Source organism: Hydrocarboniphaga sp. (assembly GCF_028291725.1).
Lineage (GTDB): Bacteria > Pseudomonadota > Gammaproteobacteria > Nevskiales > Nevskiaceae > Hydrocarboniphaga.
In genome coordinates this window covers 20608-40913 of record NZ_JAQGNT010000078.1, presented here as the reverse complement: position 1 = coordinate 40913, position 20306 = coordinate 20608, and the positions used below count along the sequence as shown (strand labels likewise).

Here is a 20306-nt window from a genome sequence, read left to right as displayed (position 1 = left end):
GAAAGACAAATGAATACCCCTTACTCGATGCTGATCAACGGCAGGCTCGTCGCAGGCAAGCGCTTGGAGCCGGTGATCAATCCCTCCGACGAAAGCGTGGTCGCGCAGTCGCCGCTGGCCGACGCTGCACAGGTCGACGCAGCGGTCGAAGGCGCCGCGACCGCGTTCAAGCGCTGGCGCAAAACCACGCAGCCCGAGCGCCGCGCGGTGCTGCTGGCGATCTCCAAGGTGATCGCCGACAACAGCGACGAGCTGTCGACGCTGCTGGTGAAAGAGCAGGGCCGTCCGCTACCGCTGGCGCAGTTCGAGATGCAGCTGGCGATGCAGTTTCTGGCTTGGTACGCCGAGCAGAGTGTCGACGTGGAAGTGCAGATCGACGAGCCGGCGCGACGCGTCGAGATTCATCACACGCCACTGGGCGTGGTCGCTGGCATCGTGCCCTGGAATGCGCCGATCCATCTGGCGATCGCCAAGATCGCGCCGGCGCTGATGACCGGCAACACCATCGTCATCAAGCCGGCGCCGACGACGCCGCTGACCACGCTGCGCCTCGGCGAGCTGATTGCCGACGTAGTGCCGGCCGGCGTCGTCAACATCGTCACCGGCGGCAGCGATGTCGGCGCGCGGCTGACTACGCATCCGCAGATCGCCAAGGTCTCGTTCACCGGCTCGACGGCGACCGGCAAGCTGATCATGGCCAGCGCCGCCGACACGCTGAAGCGCATCACGCTTGAACTCGGCGGCAACGACGCCGCAATCGTGCTGCCCGATGCCGATCCAGCCGCGATTGCGCCAATGCTGTTTGGCATGTCGTTCTTCAACAGCGGCCAGGTCTGCGCGGTGATCAAGCGGCTGTACGTGCACGCCGATCTGTACGACGCGGTCTGCGAGCAGATGGCGGCGATGGCCAACGGCGCGGTTCTCGGCGATGGCCTGGACGCGTCCTCGCAGTTCGGCCCGGTGCAGAACCGTGCGCAGTACGAGAAAGTGCTGGGCTATATCGACGGCGCGCGCCGCGACGGCCGCATCATCGCCGGTGGACAGGCTTTGAGGCGCCCCGGCTATTTCGTGCCGCTGACCGTGGTCCGGGACATCGCCGACGGCACCGCACTGGTCGACGAGGAGCCGTTCGGGCCCGTGCTGCCGATCATCAAGTACCGCGATATCGACGAGCTCATCGAGCGCGTCAATCGCTCGCCGTACGGGCTCGGCGCGTCGGTGTGGTCGCGCGATGTTGCAGCCGCCAGCAGGGTGGCGAGTCAGATCGACAGCGGCACGGTCTGGGTCAACCAGCATTGCGCGCTCGACCCGGCAGTGCCGTTCCCGACGATGAAGAACTCCGGCATCGGCTGCGAATCCGGCCGCAGCGGCCTGCTGGAATACACTGCGCTGAAAGTCGTCAACATCAACAAGGCCTGAGCCATGAGCAACGCGCTGCTGGAAGAACTGTTCTCGCTGAACGGCAAGACGGCGGTCGTCACCGGCGGCGCCAAGGGCCTGGGTGCGATGATCAGCATCGCGCTGGCCGGTGCCGGCGCCAGGATCATCGTGGTGTCGCGAACGCCGGCCAGGCCCGCGGATATCGGCGCAGGTTTGAGCGAGGCCAACTGCTGCTGTATCACCGCCGATCTGAGCGATATCGGTGATCTGCGCAGCGCCGCCGCGCAGATCACCGAACTCGCGCCGAAGCTCGACATTCTGGTCAACAATGCGGGCGCCTTCAGCGCCGGCGACATCACCTCGGTCGATCCGCAGCGCTGGGATTCGGAAATGGCGCTGAATGTACGTGCGCCGTTCTTTCTGGTGCAGAACCTGATGCCGCAGTTGAAAGCTGCAGCGAAGGATGGCGATCCGGCGCGTGTGCTGAACATCGGTTCGATCGCGGCGCTGTGGCCGAAGAGCAGCGGCGCTTACGCTTACGGCGCCAGCAAAGCGGCACTGCATCAGCTGACGCGCACGCTGGCATCGGATCTGACGTCCAGCGGTATTCACGTCAACGCCATCGCGCCGGGATTCTTTCCGACCGACATGAGCGCCGGCCTGTTCGACGCGAATCCCGGATCGAAGGAGGCGACGATCGCGATGGTGCCGGCGCGGCGCCTGGGCGCGGCCAGCGATATCGGCGGCATGGCGATCGCGCTGTGTTCGCGCGCGGGGGCCTACCTGTCCGGCGCCATCGTGCCACTCGAGGGCGGGCTCTGGTCGGCCTGAGTTTCGTTCACGCTGCAACCAGGAGAGTGCCGATGAGCGTGTCTCACGCCGTATCAGCAGAAGTCACGACGATTGCGCTGCTGCAGCGCCGTCAGGGTATGTCCGACGAGTTGTTCACGGCCTATTGGCGCGACGTGCACGGCATGCTCGCAACGCGCATTCCGGGCTTTCTAAGCTATGTACAGAACCACACCGAACGCTACGGCTCGGCGCCCGACGCCGCACCGGGTGCGGATGGTGAGGCGCCGATCGTACTCGACGGCTTCGCCGAGGTGAGCTATCGCAACGAGGCCGATCGCCAGGGGTTGGTGACCGGCGATGTCACGCCGCTGATCCTGCGCGATGAATCCAGGGTCTTCAGCCGGACGCTGCTCTACAACCTGGAGCCCGGTGGCACGCGCACACTGGTCGGCGATATCGCAGCGGTGGCGCAGTCGCCGGCGGCCAGCTTCGTGCTGATCCTGCAATCGTTCGCCGATTCGAGCGCAGCCGAAATAGCGGCTGCGGTGGAGCGCGAACTGGTGTCGCCGCTGCGCGCATCGGAGGGCTTATTGGTGCTGCGCCTGCATCTGCTGACATCGGGTGATCCGACGCGCTGGAGCACGGTATCCGGCGTCGACAACCGTCAGCGAGGCGCGGTCAACAGCGTCGCCTTGCAGGTGTCTTGGGACAGTCTTGCGAGTGCGGACAAAGCGATCGCGGCCTTGCGAGCGAAACCGGACACGGTACTGCGCTACCTGCAGTGCTATCGAGTCAAGGCGCGTTACGAGATGGTCATCGGCGGTAGACCCACGCACCTGGGCCTGCGCGGCTTCGACGTGCTGCGCACCATCGAAGCAGCCGGTGCGGACAACCAAAAGGACGAGACGGTGTTGCGCTGCCTCTACGGCGCGGCGGCACTGGGTCTGCCGCGCTGAGAACACGCGATGCGCTGGGCTTAGCGCATGGCCTGAAGTGGCACGATCAGCGTCGCATTGGCACGCCGCGGCATTCATAACCAGGACCGGCCTCGGCAAGAATGCTCGTCAATAGAGCGCCGCACGGCGCCAATAAGTCCAGGCGGCATATCAGCCGCATCAGCGGGGAGAGAGAACGATGCGCAAGCATGAGTTGTGGAGTGTGTCCGTTGCGGTTCTGTGCACCAGCATGACGTCTGCGCCGGTGCTGGCGCAGGCGGTGGAAGCGCCCGAAGCCGAGAAGGCAGCCGAGACCAGGGAAGCCGAAGCTGAAAAATCGCCCGATGCCGTCGAACCGGCAGCGTCGGCGGGCATCGAGGGCGAGGCCTCGACAGGAATCGAAGAGATCGTCGTCACCGCGACCAAGCGCTCCGAGAATCTGATCAAGGTTCCGATCGCGATGACGGTCTTCACCGAGCAGTCGATCACGGACGCGGGCATTACGCGTCCCGCCGACTTTCTGTCCAGCACGCCGAACGTCACCTTCATCGAGGACAATGCGGGAGAGTCGTACATCAACATCCGCGGCCAGACCTCGGTACGCAATTCAGACCCCAACGTCGCGATCGTCATCGACGGCGTCACGCTGTCGAGCACCAAGCCGTTCAACAGCGATCTGTTCGACCTCAAGCAGATCGAAGTGCTCAAGGGGCCACAGAGCGCGCTGTATGGACGCAACGCAGCTGCGGGCGCCATCGTGGTGACCACCAAGGAGCCGGGCGACGAGTTCGCCGGACACGTCGTGGCCTCGCACGGCAACTTCAACAGCACGCGCGTCGCGCTCGGCGCGGGTGGCCCGATCAGCGACACGCTCAAGTTCGGCGTCTCGGGTTCGCTGCGCGATACCGACGGCCCGTTCACCAGCGAAACCAGCGGGCAGAAAGTCGGCGCTTCGAGAACCGACAGCGGCCGCGCCCGGCTCATCTACGAGCCGGACGAAAATCTCAAGGTGGATCTGCAGGTCGGATCGCACAAGGCCACGGGCGCCTCGACCGCCTACAACGCGCAGATCGTGGGACTGCCGCTGGGCGGGTTCCCGGGCACGGAACTCGATGCCAACAACGCCGACATTCCGTTCGTCAGCAACATCCAGACTTACAACTACGAAGTGTTTACCGACGTACCGCTGAAGGTCGACTACGATCTGGGCTTCGCGAAGTTCACGTCGATCAGCGCCTACAGTTATCTCAAGCAGATCTACGGCAGCGATTCGCCGCCCTATCTGTCCGACACCGGAACCGGCGACACGGTGCAGCAGTATTCGTATCGCGACAAAAACTATTCGCAGGAGTTTCGCCTGACCTCGCCGGCCGATCAGTCGCTGCGCTGGCAACTGGGCGTCTACGCGCTGCGCTTCCTGCGTGACCAGACCAGCAAGATCAACCAGGACAATGTCGGCCTCGCGCCGCGTGGCCTCGACGTCGACTACGCGGGCTCGGATCAGCCGACCGTGGCGTACAGCCATCCGCTCTACAAGACGACGAGCTACGCTCCGTTCGCCAGCCTGCAGTACGACCTGACCGAGAAGCTGCATCTCAACGCGGCGGGACGCTACGACGTGGAAGATCGCTCGGTGCGCGAAACTGCTCCTGACGTGATCAATCCGATCACCGGGCTCAACTACAACAACTGCGTGGCACTGACCGGATCGACCATCGACCAGTGCCACGATTCGCGTACGTTCGAGCAGTTCGAGCCCAAGGCCAGCGTGTCGTACGACCTGAGCTCCAACGCGAGCACCTACGCGAGCTACGGCAAGGGCTTCAAGTCAGGAGGCTTCAATCCGATCGGATCGCGCCAGGCGCTGATCGGGGCCGCGGAAGCCGCGGGACTGCCCGCCAGTTCGGTCTACGTGCAGGATGGCTTCGACAAGGAAGTGTCCACCTCCTATGAAATCGGCACCAAGGCCCGATTCTTCGATCGCGCGCTGTCGCTGAACCTCGCAGCTTTCCAGACCAAGATCGAGGGCGCCCAGCAGTTCGAGTTCTATCCCAGTGTGGGCCTGCAGACCACCATCAGCATCGACGAGGTCGAACTCCGCGGCTTCGATGCCGACTTCGACGCGCTGCTGCCGTTTGGGTTGCGCGTGTTTGGCGGTTACGGCTACACCGATGGCGAGGTCAAGAATTTTTCCGGCAATCCGCAGTTCAACGGCAATGTCTCACCAGGCGCCTTCAAGTACACGATGTCGGTAGGTGCGACCCAGAGCTTCGAACTGGCCCACGACATGATGCTGGTGCCTCGCGTCGAACTCAACCGCTACGGGCCGATCTGGTGGGATGTCGCCAACACGCCGGGCACTCGGCGCGATCCGCTGACGCTGCTGGACGCCCGCCTGACCCTGAAAGGCGGCGGCAATCGCTGGGAGATTTCTGCCTACGGCGACAACCTCACCAACGAGAAGTATTTCCAGGAAGTGGTGCCACTGCTGGGCTACTTCACGGTCAACTATCGCGGACCCACGCGCAGTTACGGGACAGAAGTGCGCTTCAACTTCTGATGTCGTTGGGAGCGCGTTGTGCCGCGTCCGATTTCTAAGCCCGCAGCAGGTTGCCACGGTGTCCGCTACACCGGGTCCCAGGTGAACACATCGCCCGATTTGTGCAGCGGGTAGAAGTCGTTCTGAAATTGCGGGAACACGCGCTCGACGATGCTGTCCGGTGTCCAGCCCTCAGCGGTATGCGCGGTGCGGATCGGGCGCGGCTGGCTGAACAGGTAGATCTCGTTGTTGCGCACGCCGAAGATCTGGCCGGTGACGTGCTTGGCGGCGTCCGAGCCTAGCGCGGCGACGAAAGGCGCGATCTTTTCCGGGATCAGTTTCTTCAGGCCTTCGACGCGCTTCTTCTGCTCGGGCGTTTCGTCCGGGATCGAGCTGACCATGCGCGTCCAGGCGAAGGGCGCGACCGCGTTGGAGCGCACGCCGAAGCGCTGCATGTCGAGCGCGATGGCTTTCGACAGGCCGACGATGCCGAGCTTGGCGGCGCAGTAGTTCGCCTGGCCGAAGTTGCCGACCAGGCCTGAAGTTGAGGTCATGTGGACGAACGAGCCGCCGCCCTGTTCCTTGAAGAACGGCGCGGCCGCGCGGCTGGTGTTGAAGCTGCCCTTCAGATGCACCGCGATTACGGCGTCGAACTCTTCCTCGCTCATCTTGTGAAAGATCACGTCGCGCAGATTGCCGGCGTTGTTGACCACCATGTCGATGCGCCCGAACCTGGAGCGCGCGGTATCGATCATCGCCTGCGCGCCTTCGAAGCTGGCAACGGAGTGAGTGTCGGCGACCGCGTCGCTGCCGAGTGCCTTGATCTCCGCCACGACGCTGTCGGCCGGCGATTCGCCGGTGCCGTCGCCGGTCAGCGACACGCCGAGATCGTTGACGACGACGCGCGCGCCGGCCTTGGCCAACTCCAGCGCAATGCCGCGGCCGATGCCGCGCCCGGCGCCGGTGACCAGGGCGACCTTGCCGGCGAGCAGCGGAGTGGGAGAGTCGCTCATGTTTCGTTCCTCTTTGTGGCCCGGGTGAAACCCGGGGTTTTCTGCGTGGGTTGTTTCATGGGCTGTTTCGTGGGCTTTTAATGAGAACCCGGGTTTCACCCAGGCTACAGGCGCTTGAGAATCAGCGCCCAGGCTTGGCTCAGCGTGTTGTGAAACTGCGGCGCCGCGACCGCGATCAGGCGCCGGGCGCGCTCTTGCAGCGAGACGCCGCGCAGTTCGGCGATACCGTATTCGGTCACGACATAGTCGGCGTCGTGTCGCGGCAGCGCGACCGCGGTGTTCGGGCTCATCGACGGCACGATGCGGCTGATGCTGCCGTCTTCGGTCGCGGCCGACAGCGCGACGATCGAGCGTCCGCCCGGCGACAGGCGCGCGCCGCTGACGAAGGCCGGCAGGCCGCCGACGCCGGCGATCAGCTTGCCGCCGACGGAGTCGGCGTTGACCTGGCCGAACAGGTCGACCTCGACCGCCGAGTTGATCGCACAGAACTGTGGAATCGCCGCGAGCCGGCGCAGGTCGTGCGTCTCGCTGACCGGCCGGAAGAAAAAGCGCTCGTCCTGTGCGATGCGCTGATAGAACGCCGCATCGCCAAGTGCGACACCGGCCTGGATCGCATTGCGTCCGTCGATCACGCGGCGGTCGAGCAAGGGCAGAACCGGCGGCGACACCATGCCGGAATAGACTTTCAGGCTGCGATGATTCGACAGCGCAGCAAGTATCGCGGCCTGCAGCTTGCCGACGCCGAACTCCAGCGTGTCGCCATCGCGCACCAGGCTCGCGACCCGATGCGCATGCGCGCCCATCGCCTCGCTCGGCGTGCCGCCGTCGAACGCCAGCACCTCGCCGTCGGCCTCGCACAGCGCCTGGCATTCGTCGGCGCGCACCGCGAACGATCCGCTGGTCCACGGCAGCTTGTGGTTGATCAGGCCGATGCGTTTGGTGGCGCGGCTCCAGACCGCGGGCAGGAAGTCGTAGCTGGCGCCGATCGAGCACAGGCCGTCTTCGTCCGGCGGCGTGATCTGGGTGAAGGCGACATCGATCTGCAGCTCGCGCAAATCGCGATAGATGCCGGGATAGTCCAGCGGCAGCAGTTCGACGCGTCCGTCGAGCAGGCCCGCGCGCAAGCCGGGCTGCATGAAATAGCCGCGCTGCCGTGCCTGCGCATGTAGGCCCAGGTAGTCGCTGCGATTGATGCCGGGAAAATGCGCGCCGACGAATCGCAGGCCGGCTGCCGTATCCGGTCTTGCCTTCAGTGCGGCGTACAGCGCCGCGCTTTCGCCGGACACGCCCGGCACATAGACGGTCATGCCGGGTTTCAGCGTTGCCAGAACCTGGTCGATCGATGACATCGGCGGCGAGGGCATGGTCGACGGCGGCGCTTATGCCGTTGCCAGCAGAGTGTCGAGCGCACTCGGCACGTCGAACAGCGCTTCGTCGGCCGCGGATGCCTTGCGGGCGCGATCGCGGATCTGCGCCGTACCGTGCTGGCGCAGGTAGGTAAACGGCCCGCCCGTATAGGCCGGCATGAGGCCGGCGGTGACTACGGCGACGTCGGCGAGTTCGGGCTGCCCGGCCCTGCCGGCTTCGGATGCGCGCAGCGCCGCCAGCGCGGTCGCGAGCACGGTTTCTTCCTCGCCGAGCTTCAGTGCCTTGGCCTTGTCCTTCGCCGCCTTGATCACCACCAGCAGCGCATCGCCGCCTTCAGCGTAGACGCTGGTCGCCGCGAGCAGGCCGGCTTTCGCGGCCTTCTGACGATTCAGGAACAGGGTGCGCACCATGTTGCCGGCGACCGGATTGCGCATCAGCTCGACGAAGATATCCATCTCGCGAGTGCTGGCGTCGGTCATCGGCAGGTTCCAGCCGCCGACCACGCAGTCGATGATCGCGTTGTAGGCGGGGTAATATTTGAGCTGGTAATCGCTGATTCCGATGGCTTGGGCGATGCTGGCGAAGGCGGTTTTGCGGTCGCTGAAATCGAAGGGCTTGGCATCGAAGCTCGCACCTGCACGATCCCAGCGCGCCAGCGGGGCGCTCAGCGCCTTCGCGCGGCGCTTGGCCGCGGCGATCAGCTGATCGGCCGCGACGACTTCGTCGACCAGCCCCAACTCCAAAGCCTGCTGCGCCCCGACAGCCTCGCCGGTCAGCAGCATGTCCAGGCCTTTAGCGATGCCGATCAGGCGCGGCAGACGCTGCGTGCCGCCGGCGCCGGGCAACAGGCCGAGCTTGATTTCGGGCAGGCCGAGCTGCACGCCCTGGTCATTTGCGGCGACGCGCTCGTGGCAGGCCAGCGAGACTTCCAGGCCGCCGCCCAGCGCCAGGCCGTTGATCGCGGCGACGTAGGGCTTCCTGCTCAGTTCGAGCCGGCGAAACAGGCGGCCGAGGTGGCCGAACAGTTGATGTAGCTCGTCGCTGGCGCCGCTACGCGCGCGTTCGGCAAACATGCGGATCATGTCCAGATCCGCGCCGGCGATGAAGGCCGGCTTGCCCGAGGTCAGTACCACACCCTGGATGGCGGAGTCCTGCTCGACATGCTGCATCAGCGCTTCCAGCGAAGCCATCATCCCGGCCGAGAACACGTTCATCGTGCGGCCCGGCATGTCGATGGTGGCGAGCAGAATGCCGTCGGCGTCGACGTCGCTGCGAATGTTGGGGTCGGTCATCACGAAGTCCGAATCTGGAGGATATGTTGGGCTTTCCCTCTCCTGGGAGAGGGTGGCCCGAAGGGCCGGGAGAGGGCCCTCTCTCGTCGCTACGCGACACTCTCTCCCAGGAGAGAGGAAAAGCGCTGCGCGCTTCCCAAACCCTCAAACGAACTTCTTGAAGTCCGGCTTGCGCTTCTCGTTGAAGGCGCGAACACCTTCCTTGGACTCTTCGCCCTGGTAGTAGCCTTTCACCGCGGCCACGCCCATGAAGCTGATGCCGCGGATGTTCTCGCTGTCGGCATTGAACGAGCGCTTGGCGATCGCGATCGCGGTCGGGCTCATCATGTTGATTTCCGCTGCCCAGGTTTCGCACTCGGCGTCGAGATCGTCGTGCGGCACGACCTTGTTGACCAGGCCCATTTCAAGCGCTTCCTGGGCCTTGTAGCGGCGGCACAGGAACCAGATTTCACGCGCTTTCTTCTCGCCGACCATGCGCGACAGGTACGCAGTGCCGAAGCCCGGGTCGACTGAGCCTACCTTGGGGCCGACCTGGCCGAACTGCGCCTTTTCGGAGGCGATGGTCAGATCGCAGATCGTCGCGAACACGTTGCCGCCGCCGATCGCGAAGCCCTGCACGCGGGCGATGACGACCTTGCGGCAATCGCGGATCGCGGTCTGCAATTCCTCGATCGGCAGGCCAACCATGCCGCGCGGGCCGTACAGGCCGTCTTCGGACAGATGCACTTTCTGGTCGCCGCCGGTGCAGAAGGCCTTGTCGCCGGCACCGCCGAAAATCACCGTGTTGACCGACTTCTCCTCGTCCGCGCGGCGGAACGCGACAATCAGTTCCTCGACTGTCTGCGTGCGGAAGGCATTGAACACTTCCGGGCGGTTGATGGTGATGCGGACGGCGTTGGCGCCGACTTCGTAGATGATGTCTTTGAATTCGCTCATTAGGTTTTCTCCCGAAACTGTTGTGCAGTACGTAGGGCGGGTCGCGACCCGCCGTTTCTGGTGTTGCCAAGGCGGGTCATGACCCGCCCTACGATGTGTCAGACCATGTTTAGTCCGCCCGAGACGCTGATCGTCTGGCCGGTCATGAAAGCCGCGTCGTCGCTGGCCAGGAACGCGACCAGGCCCGGATAGTCGCCCGGTTCGCCGATCCGGCCCAGTGGTACGCCGCGGACCATCGCGTCACGGATCTTGGCCCCCTCTTCGCCGGTGCCGACGAAGGCGTCCATCGCCGGCGTATTGGTCGGGCCCGGCGCGACGCAGTTCAGCGTCACGTTCTTGCGCGCCACTTCGCGCGCCAGGGCCTTGGCGAACGCGATCGTTGCGCCCTTGGTGCCGGAGTAGACCACTTCGCCGCTGCTGCCGACCCGGCCGGCGTCGCTGGCGATGAAGATCACGCGGCCGCCGCCGCGCTGCACCATGCCCTGCACAACCGCATGGGTCATATGCAGCGGGCCCATGTAATTGATGTCGACCACTTTCTTCCAGAAGTCCGGCGTGGTCTTCAAAAACGGCATCGGTTTGTCCCAGCCGGCGTTGTTGACCAGTGCCCAGGTCGGGCCGATGCGGCTTTCGATCGCCGCCACGCCGGCCTTCACCGCCTCGTAGTCGGTGATATCGCAGGCCTGCGAATCGGCGCGGCCGCCGGCCGCCCTGATCTGCTCCACGGCCTTGGCGGCAGCTTCTGCATTGATGTCGAGCACGCCGACGATCATGCCTTCCTCGGCAAGACGCGTCGCGATGGCCAGGCCGATACCACTTGCTGCGCCCGTAACCAGGGCGACTTTATCTTTTAGACCGCGCAAGAGAACTCTCCATATTCCAGGTAGACAGAGGCTGCGCTTCGTATTGAAGTGCACGCCCTACAAATATAGTATGCAAATATAGTATGGTTTAATACTATTATGCACTGCCGCCCGGCACCCGTCGAGCGGCCGGTTCGGCGGCACCAACATCCGCTGCGGGTTATGCAGTGGTATAGCGGCTCGACGTGTGGGAGGAGAGACACCTTGCATCAGCACCGCCATGACGGGGCAGGGCTGGGTGATGCCTATGAAGGCGGGCGGGGCAGTCCGCTCGTACTGCTGCATGGCCTCACCGGTACCTGGCATATATGGAAGCCCGTGCTCGGATTGCTCGAGCAGCATCACCGCGTGATCGCCATAACTTTGCCCGGCCATAGCGGCGGGCCGAGCCTGCCGTCAGGCTCGGAGGCGAGCATCGCCAGCATGGCCGACGCGGTGATCGCCGATCTCAGGGCGCGTGGTGTCGATTCTGCGCATATCGCCGGGAATTCCATCGGCGGCTGGCTGGCGCTGGAATTGGCGCGGCGTGGTTTTGCACTATCGGTAACCGCGCTTTCGCCGGCCGGCGGCTGGCGGTCTGCCGAAGACTATCGTGACGTCTCGCGGCCGTTCCGGATGTTTCACTACCTGATGCCGCTGCTGCTGATCCTGCTGGGCGCATTCACGGTTTTCGCCGGTCTGCGTCGCGCGCTGGTCCGGCAGACGATGGAACGCGGCGACCGCATTCCGGCAGCCGAACTGCTGGCGTCGTTGTTCGCCTTCATCAGGACCGCGGTGCTGCTGCCGCTGCTTGGCAGCATGGGGCGCGACGGCCCCTTCCAATACCTGAGCGCTCCCGGCGTGCCGATACGCATCGCCTGGTCGGCCTGTGATCGTGTGATTCCATATCAGCGCTATGGCACCGCGATGCTGGAACGTGTTCCGCAGGCCGAGCTGGTGATGCTCGCCGGCGTCGGCCATGTGCCGATGTACGACGATCCCGAAGCGGTCGCGGCCTGCATACTCGAAGTGACCGGAGCTGCCGGATGACGGCCATGGATCTGTCGGCGCTGCTACGCTCGCGCAAGCACTACGCGCACGAGGTTCTGAAAAGCCCGCGCTTCGTGCAGCAGCTGGAATTGCTGGCCGCGCGCCTGAATCGTCCCTTGCCTGAAGTCGGTGCCGCGGCGCGCGAGGGCATGGAAGAAATCGCGACCATGCAGAACCCGATGTTCACCGCGATGTTCGACTACGGGCTGGGCCCGCTGCATACGCGCGCGTGGACCATCGAGCCGGACCTGGCGGCGCTGCGCAATCTGCGCGCGCTCAATCGCGACAATCCGCTGGTATTCCTGCCGACGCACCGCAGCTATGCGGATGCGTTCATCCTGACGCAGACGCTGCGCGAGAACGGGCTGCCACGCAACCACATCCTTGGCGGCAACAATCTCGGCTTTTTCCCGCTGGGAACCATCATCCGCCGCTCCGGTGGCGTGCTGGTCCGGCGCAGCTTTCAGGACGACGAGGTCTATAAGTTCGTGGTCCGCGAATACCTCGGCTATCTGGTCGCGCAGGGCCACAACCTCGAGTGGTACATGGAGGGCGGGCGCTCGCGCACCGGCAAGATGCGGCCGCCGAAATACGGGTTGCTGAGGTATCTGGTCGACGCGATCAACAGCGAAGTCGCCGACGACATGTTGTTGGTGCCCACTTCGATCACCTACGACCAGCTGCACGAAATCGCGTCGATGGCGGCCGAGGAATCCGGCGGCGCCAAACCCAAGGAGGGCCTGCGCTGGCTCGCCGGTTACGCGCGCATGCAGCAGAAATGGATCGGCACCGCGTTCGTGCGCTTCGGCGAACCGCTGTCGCTGCGCGATGCGCTGGAACGTGCCGACAGCGAGACTTCCGGCCGGCAATGGACGGTCGAGAAAATCGCGTTCGAAGTGTTTCAGCGCATCAATCGCGCGACGCCGGTGACCGCGCCGGCGCTGGTCACCCTGGCGCTGCTCGGCGTACGCGACCGCGCGCTGACCCTGGCCGAAGTCAGCACGCTGGTGCGGCCGCTGATCGACTACGCCGAGCAGCGCGGACTGCCGCTGGCGCAGATCAGTTATCTGGACGACGCCGAGCAGCTGGAGCAGGTGCTGGCGGTGCTGGTCAAGTCCGGTGTCGTGCTGTGCTACGAGCGCGGCACCGAGACGGTTTACGGCATCAATCCGGGCCAGCACACGGTCGCTGCGTATTACCGCAACAGCGCGATCCACTGGTTCGTCAATCGAGCGCTGATGGAAATCACGCTGCTGGAAGTGGCCGACGACAATGGCGCCGATCCATTGCCGCGCGCCTGGGACAAAACGTTTGCGCTGCGCGATCTGCTGAAGTTCGATTTCTTCTTCAGTGATCGCCAGACGTTCCGCGAAGAGATCAAGGCCGAATCGCTGCTGCTCGATTCGAAGTTCCGAGAGCACGTAGGCACTGCGAAGGAACGCCGCGCGGTATTGCGCCGAGCGCCGTTCCTGATCGCGCATCGGGTGCTGACCGCGTTCCTCGAAGCCTACTACGTGGTCGCCGATCGTCTGGTGGCACAGCCGGTGGATCAGCCGATCGACAAGGCGAAATTCGTCGAGCATTGCTGCCAGGTCGGCCGTCAATACCTATTGCAGCACCGGCTGCGCAGCCCCGAAGCGGTATCGCGCGAGCTATACGGCAATGCCCTGCTGCTGGCCGCCAACCGCGACCTGCTGAAACCCTCGGGAGACAGCAAATTGCTGCAGCGCCGCCGCGCTTTCGCGCAGGAACTCGCAGCGGCGGTCAAAGCCGTGGCGGCGATCGACGAATTCGAGCAGAACCGCCTGGCCGAGGAACTCGCAGAATGAACAGCACAATCGAACAGCGGATTGCCGTGATCATCGACGGCGCCAGCGGGCCCAGGATCGGCGCGTTCTTCGACTTCGACGGAACCCTGATCGACGGTTATTCCGCGGCAGCCTATTTCACCGACCGGGTGAAATCGCGCCAGGCCGGCTGGCGTGAAATCGTCGATATGCTGAAGCTGCTGAAGAAGGGCGATCTGAGCGATGCCGAGTTCGGCGAAATCATCCGCAAGGGTGTGTACGACTGGGCCGGAGAAACCGAAGAACAGATGCGCGAGCTGTGGTTGCGCCTGTTCAGGAAAAGCATTGCCGACACGCAGTTTCCGGAAGCCTGGCAGCTGGTGCAGGCGCATCTGCGCATGGGCCATACCGTCGCGATCGCGTCCTCGGCGACGCCGTATCAGCTGATGCCGCTGGCCGCGGAATGGGGCATAGAACATCTGCTGTGCACGCAGCCGATGGTGCGTAACGGCCGGCTCACCGGCGGCCTGGTCGGCGAGCCCGCCTGGGGCGAGGGGAAAGCGGCGGCGGTGCGACAGTTCGCCAAGGAGCGCCGACTGAAACTGGCCGAGAGTTATGGCTACGCCAACGGCAGCGAGGACATCGCGTTCCTGAAAGCTGTCGGAATTGCGACTGCGGTGAATCCGAAGGCGCAACTGGAAGTGCTCGCCCGCGAAAGTGCCTGGCCGATCGTCAACTTCGTGCCGCGCAAGCGCGCACCCAAAGCCGCGATCGCGCGCACCGTAGGCGCCTACGGCGCGATGGCGCTGAGCTTCGCGGCCGGCCTCGGTTACGCCAAAGCCACTGGCGAAACACGCCGTGCGGTCGACATGATCGCCTCGGTCGCCAGCGAGTGGGGGCTCGCCGTCGCCGGCATCGATGTCGAGGTGATCGGCGAGCACAACCTGTGGTCGCATCGGCCGGCGGTGTTCATCCTCAATCACCAGAGCAAGCTCGATTTCTTCGTGATGATGTACATCGTGCGCCGCGGTTTCACCGGCGTCGCCAAGATGGAAGCAGCGAATACGCCGGGCTTCGGCGCGTTCATGCGCATGGCCGACATGGCCTTCATCGACCGCAGCAACAGCCGCCGCGCCCGCGAGTCGCTGGCGCCGGTGATCGCGAAAATCCGCGGCGGCCTGTGTCTGGCGATCGCGCCCGAAGGCACACGTTCCTATTCGCCGAAAGTCGGCGCGTTCAAGAAAGGTGCATTCCATATCGCCATACAGGCCGGCGTACCGGTGGTGCCGGTGGTGATACGCAACGCCGGTGAGCTGATGGCGCGCAGTGCGCAGGCTTTCCGCCCCGGCAAGATCCAGGTCGCGGTGCTGCCGGCGATCGACGTCAGCGGCTGGAAGCCGGCCGAGATGGAGCAGAAGATCGCGGAGGTGCGACAGCAGTTCGTGGACACCCTGGAACATTGGCCGGAGACCGCGGCGTGAGCCGGCCGGTGCGGGTCTGCGTGCTCGGTGCCGGTTCCTGGGGCACGACGGTGGCGTCGCTGGCGGCGGCGAACACCCAGGCGCTGATCTGGGCGCGGCGCGAGGACGTTGCCGACGAGATCAATCGCGAGCATCGCTGCCATCGGTATCTCGGCGACCTGCCGCTGCATCCGGCCCTGCGCGCGACCAGTTCGCTGGCCGAAGCGGTCGCCAACTGCGATGTGCTGGTGATGGGCGTGCCCTCGCATTGTTTCCGCCAGACCTTGCGCGACGCGGTGCCAGACATTCGTCCCTGGGTGCCGGTCATCAGCCTCGCAAAAGGCCTGGAGCAGAACACCCATCGGCGGATGACGCAGATCATCCACGAAGAAATGCCCGGCCATCCGGCCGGCCTGCTCGCCGGCCCGAACATCGCGAAAGAAGTGCTGCAGGGCCTGGCGGCCGCGGCGGTGATCGCGATGCCCGACGAGCAGATCGCGCGCTCGCTGCAGCCCTTGTTCGGCGCGCGTGTATTCCGTGCCTATACCAATACCGACGTGATCGGCTGCGAACTCGGCGGGCCGCTGAAGAACGTGATCGCGATTTCCGCCGGCATGGCCGACGGACTCGGCGTCGGCCACAACACCCGCTCGCTGGTGATCACGCGCGGCCTTGCCGAAATGATGCGGCTGGGCACTGCGCTCGGCGGTCGGCCCGAGACTTTCGCCGGCCTCACCGGGCTCGGCGACCTGCTGACCACTTGCACCAGCCCGCTGTCGCGCAATCGTCAGGTCGGCGAGCGGCTCGCGCGCGGCGAGAGCACGGCCGACATCGTCGCGTCGATGCGCATGGTCGCCGAAGGCATCAAGACCAGCGCCGTGGTCATGGAACTGGCCGCGCAGTACCGCGTGTCGATGCCGATCGCCGAAGAAGTCGACGCGGTGATTCGTGGACGGCATACGGCTATCGAAGCCTTCGCCGGGCTGCGGCGCATCTCGCCGGGCTCCGAAGGCGAAGCCGCATGAGCGGCAGTATCCATCTCCCTTTATCGAAGTTACCCGAGGCCGTCAGATGAATCGTCTGGATCTAGAACCCGAAGTCCTGGATGAACTGAGTCGCTGGGGCGGCCCGAATCAGATGAGCGCCTTCGAGTCGCTGATGTGGCGTGCCGAAGTCGATCCGCGGCTGCGCTCGACGACGACGTCGGTGTTCTTTCTGGATCATGCGCCGGACTGGGATCGTTTCTACCAGGGCCATCAATGGCTGATCAATACGGTGCCGCGTTTCCGTCAGCGTGTGGTCGAGCCGGCCTTCGGTCTCGGCGCTCCGACCTGGGTCGACGATGCCGATTTCCATCTCGACTATCACCTGCGCCGCGTGCGTCTGCCCGAGCCGGGCAGCGAGCGGCAGATGTTCGATCTGGCGCAGACACTGGCGATGACGCCGTTCGATCGCGCTCGCTCGCCCTGGGAAGGCACCTTGATCGAAGGCATGGACGGCGGCCGCGCCGCCTATGTGCTGAAGCTGCATCACGCGACCTCCGATGGCATGGGCGTGATCCAGTTGCTGAGCCGCGTATTGCGGCGTGATCGCGCGCCGCCGCCGGCCGCGGAGCGCGCGCCGACCGGACGTCGCCGCCACGCGTTGACCGCCGGCGAACTCGCGCGCAATCGCGTGCTGGCGTTGCCGCAGGAGGCCGCCGGCGGCGTCGGTTCGGTGCTGCAGTCGCTGAGCCGCTGGGCGCGCGCACCGGGCGCGTCGCAGAAGGCGGCCGAATATGCGGACTCGGCCAGACGCATGTTGACCGCGCGCCCGGTCGCCGGCTCGCCGCTGTTCAAGCGCCGCAGCCTGTCGTGGCGTTTCGACGCGATCGAACTGCCGGTTCAGGATCTGAAGCGGGCCGCGCGCGCCGCCGCCGGCTCGATCAACGACGTGTTCCTGGCCGGCCTGATCGGTGGCTTCCGCCGGTATCACGAAGCCATGGGCGTGAACCTGCGGCAGGTTCCGATCGGCTTTCCGATCAGCCTGCGCAAAGAGGGCGATCCGCCCGGCGGCAATAAATTTGCCGGCTCGCAATATGCGGCGCCGGTCGGCGAACTCGATCCGATCGCGCGAGTGCGCCACATCCAGGCCTTCGTCGGCGAGATTCGCAAGGAGCCGGCGCTCGACATCATGGTGCGCTTGATGCCGGTGCTGGTGCGGCTGCCGATCGGCACCCTGGTCAAGCTCACCGCCGACATGTTCATGGCGCAGGACGCGCAGATCAGCAACATCCCCGGCATCGCCGAGCCGGTATACATGGCCGGCGCCCAGGTCACGCATTTCTGGCCGTTCGCGCCAGTCCCGGGCTGCGGAATGATGATCACGATGATTACCCATAGCGGCCGCGCCTGCATCGGCATCAACAGCGACCGCGCCGCGGTGACGGAGCCGGAGTTGCTGACCCAGTGCCTGCGCGAGGGTCTGCTAGAAATGGTCGCGCTGGCCGGCGTCACCGAGCCCGCCGCCGCCGCCACAGTGAAGAAAGTCGCCGCGAAAAAAAGCCGCAGGAAGGCCGTAGCATGAAGCACCGCGAGGGCATGTTCGTCGGCCGCGGCCGTGTCGAAATCTTTCAGCAAAGCTGGCTGCCGGCCGGGGCTGCGAATGCGGCCGTGGTGATGGTGCACGGGCTCGGTGAACACAGCGGCCGCTATGAGCATGTCGCCGCGATGCTGGTCAAGGCCGGTTGCGCGGTCTACGCGCTGGATCATCGCGGGCACGGCCGCTCCGGCGGATCTCGCGCCTTGGTCGACCGCTGGCAGAACGCGGTCGCCGACATGGATTCCGTCGTCGAACTCGCACGTAGCCAGCAGCGCGGCAAGCCACTGTTCCTGCTCGGCCACAGCATGGGCGGCACGCTGTCGCTGGCGTATGCGCTCGGCCACCAGAACAAGCTCGACGGCCTGATGCTGTCGGCGCCGGCAGTCGCGCTCGACGGTGCGCCACCGCTGATCGGGCCGATCGCCAAGCTGCTGGCGCGCGTGGCGCCGCGCCTCGGCCTGTTCGCCATCGATCCGAGTATCGTCAGCCGCGATCCGCAGGCCGCCGCCGCTTACGAGGCCGATCCGCTGACGGCACACGGCAAGGTGCCGGCTGGCACGCTCGCCGAGATCGTTCGACTCGTCGAGTACCTGCCCAGGCACCTGAAGAAACTGAAGCTGCCACTGCTGATCCAGCACGGCAGCGCCGACAAGCTGGCCGGTCTGTCCGGCAGCCGCAAGGTGATCGCCAAACTCGGCTCGGCGGACAAAACCCTGCTGATCTACGAAGGCCTCTACCACGAGATCTTCAACGAACTGCCGGCCGACCGTGCACGTGTGCTGCAAGACCTGCGGGAATGGCTGGAAACGCATATCCCGATCCGCAGGCAGAAAGTCGCAAAACGGAGTGTGACGCCAACATAAAGTATGGTAACTTACTAAAGACCTGCTGTTCTGGGAGGAGCGGGGCGCCGCGATCAGCTGCCGGACAACACACAGGCTGACGCGGCGACCGTGCATGGCCAGAGTCGCGGCCAGAGCCGCGGAGAGATGGAAAAGCTCCGGACCGATTGTCTTTTTTGTGCGTGCTTGGAGTCATTGATGGACTTTTCAGTTAATCCCGATCACCAGGCGATTCGCGAAGGTGTCGGCAGCGTGGTGCGCTCGTTTACCGACGATTACTGGCTGGCACGTGACGACGACGGCGTATTCCCACGAGAGTTCCATCGTGCGATGGCCGATGGAGGCTGGCTCGGCCTGACCATGCCCGAGGAATACGGCGGCTCCGGCCTCGGCGTGACCGAGGCGATGGTGATGATGCACGAGGTCGCCAGCCACGGCGGCGGCATGGCCGCCACCTCGACCGTGCACATCAACCTGTTCGGCCCGCATCCGATCGTGGTGTTCGGCACACCCGATCAGAAGGCGCGCTGGATTCCGCGCCTGGTCGCCGGACAGGACCAGTGCTGCTTCGGCGTCACCGAGCCCAACGCCGGTCTGAACACGACCGCGATCAAGACATTCGCGCAGAAAGTGCCAGGCGGCTACATCGTGCACGGCCAGAAGGTGTGGACGTCCACCGCGCAGGTCGCCAACAAGATCATGTTGCTGACGCGCACTACCAAGATCGAAGACTGCAAGAAGCCCACCGACGGCATCAGCATTTTCTATACGGATCTGGATCGCTCCAAGATCGAGGTCAAGAAGATTCCGAAGATGGGCCGCAAGGCGGTCGATTCGAATTCGATCTTCATCGACGGCCTGTTCATCCCCGACTCGGACCTGATCGGCGAAGAGGGCAAGGGTTTCAGCTACATCCTGCACAGCCTGAATCCCGAGCGGGTGCTGATCGGCGTCGAGGCCGTCGGCATCGGCCAGGATGCCTTGCGCCGTGCCTCCAAGTACGCGCGTGAGCGCATCGTATTCGATCGCCCGATCGGCATGAATCAGGGCATCCAGCATCCGCTCGCGGAGAAGTGGATGAATCTGGAGGCGGCTTATCTGATGGTGTCGAAGGCGGCCTGGCTGTACGACCAGCATCAGCCCTGCGGCGCCGAAGCCAACGCCGGCAAGTTCCTCGGCGCGCGTGCCGGTTACGACGCCTGCCTGCAGGCGGTGCTGACCCTGGGCGGTTTTGGTTACGCCAAGGAGTATCACGTCGAACGCCTGCTGCGCGAAGTCACCGTTACCCGGATCGCGCCGGTGACCGAGCAGATGATCATGAGTTTTATCGCGGAGAAGGTACTGGACCAGCCGAAGTCGTACTGAGTCTTGTAGTGCAGCTGCGCCGGAAAGCGTGGCTGGATGGGGAAAAGTCCATTGAAGCGGCGTGATTAAAGTAATATGGCTTCATACAAAATAAATGGTGGCGAACAGCCGCCCAGCAGCTGGAG

At 64.8% G+C, this 20306-nt stretch carries 16 protein-coding genes; 11 read left to right on the top strand and 5 right to left on the bottom strand.

The genetic code is table 11. The features are described from left to right. The first annotated feature begins 9 nt into the window (after nucleotides 1–9). The 4 genes from JWQ90_RS21015 to JWQ90_RS21000 all read left to right on the top strand — a co-directional run bounded on the left by JWQ90_RS21015 (nucleotide 10) and on the right by JWQ90_RS21000 (nucleotide 5667). The gene (locus JWQ90_RS21015; protein ID WP_299696952.1) at nucleotides 10–1419 is read left to right on the top strand and encodes an aldehyde dehydrogenase family protein; all 1410 of its coding nucleotides are present in this window, start codon (nucleotides 10–12) and stop codon (nucleotides 1417–1419) included. A 3-nt stretch (nucleotides 1420–1422) separates the two neighbouring features. After that, nucleotides 1423–2211 (top strand): SDR family NAD(P)-dependent oxidoreductase, encoded by a 789-nt coding sequence (locus JWQ90_RS21010; RefSeq protein WP_299696951.1) that lies wholly within the window; start codon nucleotides 1423–1425, stop codon nucleotides 2209–2211. Between the two features lie 32 nt (nucleotides 2212–2243). Further along, on the top strand, nucleotides 2244–3128 hold the full coding sequence (locus tag JWQ90_RS21005) for an EthD domain-containing protein (RefSeq protein WP_299696950.1): 885 nt from the start codon (nucleotides 2244–2246) through the stop codon (nucleotides 3126–3128). Between the two features lie 178 nt (nucleotides 3129–3306). Beyond that, on the top strand, nucleotides 3307–5667 hold the full coding sequence (locus JWQ90_RS21000; protein ID WP_299696949.1) for a TonB-dependent receptor: 2361 nt from the start codon (nucleotides 3307–3309) through the stop codon (nucleotides 5665–5667). Nucleotides 5668–5732: 65 nt separating this feature from the next. On the opposite strand, the gene JWQ90_RS20995 is transcribed toward JWQ90_RS21000, so the two are convergent. The 5 genes from JWQ90_RS20995 to JWQ90_RS20975 form a co-directional block, all read right to left on the bottom strand. After that, a complete protein-coding gene (locus tag JWQ90_RS20995) occupies nucleotides 5733–6659 on the bottom strand; it encodes an SDR family NAD(P)-dependent oxidoreductase (protein ID WP_299696948.1) in 927 nt (308 codons plus the stop codon). Between the two features lie 104 nt (nucleotides 6660–6763). Then, entirely contained in the window at nucleotides 6764–8023 is a 1260-nt protein-coding gene (locus JWQ90_RS20990) for an acetyl-CoA hydrolase/transferase C-terminal domain-containing protein (protein WP_299696947.1), read from the bottom strand. A gap of 15 nt (nucleotides 8024–8038) precedes the next feature. Continuing rightward, nucleotides 8039–9319: an enoyl-CoA hydratase-related protein gene (locus tag JWQ90_RS20985; protein ID WP_299696946.1), complete on the bottom strand. Its 1281-nt coding sequence runs from the start codon at nucleotides 9317–9319 to the stop codon at nucleotides 8039–8041. A gap of 144 nt (nucleotides 9320–9463) precedes the next feature. Then, nucleotides 9464–10255: an enoyl-CoA hydratase-related protein gene (locus JWQ90_RS20980; protein ID WP_299696945.1), complete on the bottom strand. Its 792-nt coding sequence runs from the start codon at nucleotides 10253–10255 to the stop codon at nucleotides 9464–9466. A gap of 98 nt (nucleotides 10256–10353) precedes the next feature. Beyond that, complete coding sequence (locus JWQ90_RS20975; RefSeq protein WP_299696944.1) at nucleotides 10354–11118, bottom strand: SDR family NAD(P)-dependent oxidoreductase; 765 nt, start codon at nucleotides 11116–11118, stop codon at nucleotides 10354–10356. A 204-nt stretch (nucleotides 11119–11322) separates the two neighbouring features. On the opposite strand from JWQ90_RS20975, the gene JWQ90_RS20970 reads away from it, so the two are divergent. The 7 genes from JWQ90_RS20970 to JWQ90_RS20940 all read left to right on the top strand — a co-directional run bounded on the left by JWQ90_RS20970 (nucleotide 11323) and on the right by JWQ90_RS20940 (nucleotide 20181). Then, entirely contained in the window at nucleotides 11323–12147 is an 825-nt protein-coding gene (locus tag JWQ90_RS20970) for an alpha/beta fold hydrolase (RefSeq protein ID WP_299696943.1), read from the top strand. Next, nucleotides 12144–13976, top strand: coding sequence for a 1-acyl-sn-glycerol-3-phosphate acyltransferase (locus tag JWQ90_RS20965; RefSeq protein ID WP_299696942.1), 1833 nt, complete (start codon nucleotides 12144–12146; stop codon nucleotides 13974–13976). The genes JWQ90_RS20970 and JWQ90_RS20965 overlap by 4 nt, the downstream gene beginning before the upstream one ends. Next, nucleotides 13973–15415, top strand: a complete 1443-nt coding sequence (locus JWQ90_RS20960; protein WP_299696941.1) for an HAD-IB family hydrolase — start codon at nucleotides 13973–13975, stop codon at nucleotides 15413–15415. Before JWQ90_RS20965 ends, JWQ90_RS20960 begins: the two co-directional genes overlap by 4 nt. After that, on the top strand, nucleotides 15412–16419 hold the full coding sequence (locus JWQ90_RS20955; protein WP_299696940.1) for an NAD(P)H-dependent glycerol-3-phosphate dehydrogenase: 1008 nt from the start codon (nucleotides 15412–15414) through the stop codon (nucleotides 16417–16419). Before JWQ90_RS20960 ends, JWQ90_RS20955 begins: the two co-directional genes overlap by 4 nt. A 46-nt stretch (nucleotides 16420–16465) precedes the next feature. Further along, complete coding sequence (locus tag JWQ90_RS20950) at nucleotides 16466–17959, top strand: wax ester/triacylglycerol synthase domain-containing protein (protein ID WP_299696939.1); 1494 nt, start codon at nucleotides 16466–16468, stop codon at nucleotides 17957–17959. Further along, on the top strand, nucleotides 17956–18837 hold the full coding sequence (locus JWQ90_RS20945; protein WP_299696938.1) for an alpha/beta hydrolase: 882 nt from the start codon (nucleotides 17956–17958) through the stop codon (nucleotides 18835–18837). The genes JWQ90_RS20950 and JWQ90_RS20945 overlap by 4 nt, the downstream gene beginning before the upstream one ends. Before the next feature lie 177 nt (nucleotides 18838–19014). Next, nucleotides 19015–20181 (top strand): acyl-CoA dehydrogenase family protein, encoded by a 1167-nt coding sequence (locus tag JWQ90_RS20940; protein ID WP_299696937.1) that lies wholly within the window; start codon nucleotides 19015–19017, stop codon nucleotides 20179–20181. Nucleotides 20182–20306 lie beyond the last annotated feature (125 nt).

What these genes read in the sequence shown, in the direction of transcription:
- JWQ90_RS21015 (WP_299696952.1), top strand. Translation starts at nt 10, where the DNA reads ATGAATACCCCTTACTCGATGCTGATCAACGGCAGGCTCGTCGCAGGC.
- JWQ90_RS21010 (WP_299696951.1), top strand. Translation starts at nt 1,423, where the DNA reads ATGAGCAACGCGCTGCTGGAAGAACTGTTCTCGCTGAACGGCAAGACG.
- JWQ90_RS21005 (WP_299696950.1), top strand. Translation starts at nt 2,244, where the DNA reads ATGAGCGTGTCTCACGCCGTATCAGCAGAAGTCACGACGATTGCGCTG.
- JWQ90_RS21000 (WP_299696949.1), top strand. Translation starts at nt 3,307, where the DNA reads ATGCGCAAGCATGAGTTGTGGAGTGTGTCCGTTGCGGTTCTGTGCACC.
- JWQ90_RS20995 (WP_299696948.1), bottom strand. Translation starts at nt 6,659, where the DNA reads ATGAGCGACTCTCCCACTCCGCTGCTCGCCGGCAAGGTCGCCCTGGTC.
- JWQ90_RS20990 (WP_299696947.1), bottom strand. Translation starts at nt 8,023, where the DNA reads ATGCCCTCGCCGCCGATGTCATCGATCGACCAGGTTCTGGCAACGCTG.
- JWQ90_RS20985 (WP_299696946.1), bottom strand. Translation starts at nt 9,319, where the DNA reads ATGACCGACCCCAACATTCGCAGCGACGTCGACGCCGACGGCATTCTG.
- JWQ90_RS20980 (WP_299696945.1), bottom strand. Translation starts at nt 10,255, where the DNA reads ATGAGCGAATTCAAAGACATCATCTACGAAGTCGGCGCCAACGCCGTC.
- JWQ90_RS20965 (WP_299696942.1), top strand. Translation starts at nt 12,144, where the DNA reads ATGACGGCCATGGATCTGTCGGCGCTGCTACGCTCGCGCAAGCACTAC.
- JWQ90_RS20960 (WP_299696941.1), top strand. Translation starts at nt 13,973, where the DNA reads ATGAACAGCACAATCGAACAGCGGATTGCCGTGATCATCGACGGCGCC.
- JWQ90_RS20950 (WP_299696939.1), top strand. Translation starts at nt 16,466, where the DNA reads ATGAATCGTCTGGATCTAGAACCCGAAGTCCTGGATGAACTGAGTCGC.
- JWQ90_RS20945 (WP_299696938.1), top strand. Translation starts at nt 17,956, where the DNA reads ATGAAGCACCGCGAGGGCATGTTCGTCGGCCGCGGCCGTGTCGAAATC.
- JWQ90_RS20940 (WP_299696937.1), top strand. Translation starts at nt 19,015, where the DNA reads ATGGACTTTTCAGTTAATCCCGATCACCAGGCGATTCGCGAAGGTGTC.